The 1,435-nt window shown below is 78.0% G+C and carries 1 protein-coding gene; it reads right to left on the bottom strand.

Features of this window, described 5'->3' with window-relative positions; genetic code table 11:
* On the bottom strand, positions 1-1,435 hold a 1,435-nt coding region (locus tag HMPREF0731_RS19410; RefSeq protein ID WP_007005914.1), incomplete at both ends, for a heavy metal translocating P-type ATPase.

Raw genomic sequence — 1,435 nt, 5'->3', positions numbered from 1 at the left:
CGAAGGCCAGCAGCGCCAGCGGGCGCGGCGGCTCGGTGCCGATCAGCCAGGACAGGGTGCGGCCCTGGGCTGCCTCGGCCGCCTCGGCCTCGGCCAGCGCGCCGGGGTCCGCGCCGGCCTCGCGCAGAAGGCGGGCGCTGCCCAGGCGCAGCGCCTCCCCTTGCACGCGGCCTTCCACACCCCGGCCGGGCAGGGCCCGAAAATCCTCGGCCGGGGGCAGCAGCACGCTGCCGGCGGCGGCCAGCACGGCATGGGCCAGCGGATGCTCGCTGCCCAGTTGCAGCGCGGCGGCGCGCGTCAGGGCCTCCTCCCGCGCCACGCCTCCGGCCGGGTGCAGCGCGGCCAGGCGCGGGCGGCCCTCGGTCAGCGTGCCGGTCTTGTCGAAGGCGACCAGGGTGATCTGCCCGGCCTGCTCCAGCGCCGCCGCGTCGCGGATCAGGATGCCGGCGCGCGCCGCCGCCCCGGTGCCGGCCATGATGGCGGCCGGCGTGGCCAGCCCCAGCGCGCAGGGGCAGGCGATGACCAGCACCGCCACCGCGTGCAGGATGGCCTCCGACGGCGCCGCGCCCACCAGCAGCCAGCCCAGCAGGGTCAGCAGCGCGATCGCCACCACGGCGGGGACGAAGATGGCGCTCACCCGGTCGACCAGCTTCTGCACCGGCGCGCGGCTGGCCTGGGCCGCCTGCACCAGCGCCGCCACCTGGGCCAGCCGCGTCTCGCCGCCCACCGCCGTGGCGCGCAGCACCAGCCGGCCGTCGAGGGCGATGGTGCCGGTGGCGACCGCATCGCCCGGGCCCTTCTCCACCGCGCGGCTCTCGCCGGTCAGGGCGCTTTCGTCGATTCCGGCGGCGCCCTCCTCCACCACGCCATCGGCCGGGATGCGCTCGCCGGGGCGCACCGCGATGCGGTCGCCGGGGCGCAGCAGGGCGGCGGGCACCGCCTGCTCCTGGCCCGCTTCGTCCAGCCGCCGGGCGGTGCTGGGGCGCAGCGCCAGCAGGGCGGCGATGGCGGCCCCGGTGGCGCGCCGCGCCCGCCCCTCCAGATGCCGGCCCAGCAGCACGAAGGCGATCACCACCGCCGAGGCCTCGAAATACAGATGCGCCTGCCCGTCCAGCAGCAGCACCAGCGACAGGCCATAGGCGGCGCTGGTGCCGATGGCGACCAGCAGGTCCATGTTGCCGGTGCGGGCGCGCAGCGCCGACCAGCCGGCGCGGTAGAAGCGCGCCCCCAGCCAGAATTGCAGCGGCGCGGCGAGCAGCGCCTGCAGCCAGCCCGGCGGCATCCAGTGCCGGCCGAACGCCATGCCGACCATGCCGGCCAGGAAGGGCGCGGTCAGCGCGAAGGCCAGCGCCAGCTCCAGCCGCTCCCGGCGCTGCGCCCTGGCATGGGCGGCGGCCTCGGCCGCCTCATCCGCCTCGGCGCTGGTGGCGCGGTA

The organism is Pseudoroseomonas cervicalis ATCC 49957 (assembly GCF_000164635.1).
In the GTDB taxonomy this organism is placed as follows: domain Bacteria; phylum Pseudomonadota; class Alphaproteobacteria; order Acetobacterales; family Acetobacteraceae; genus Pseudoroseomonas; species Pseudoroseomonas cervicalis.
Note: the sequence above shows the minus strand (reverse complement) of the source record. Positions and strands in the feature narration are given on the sequence as shown.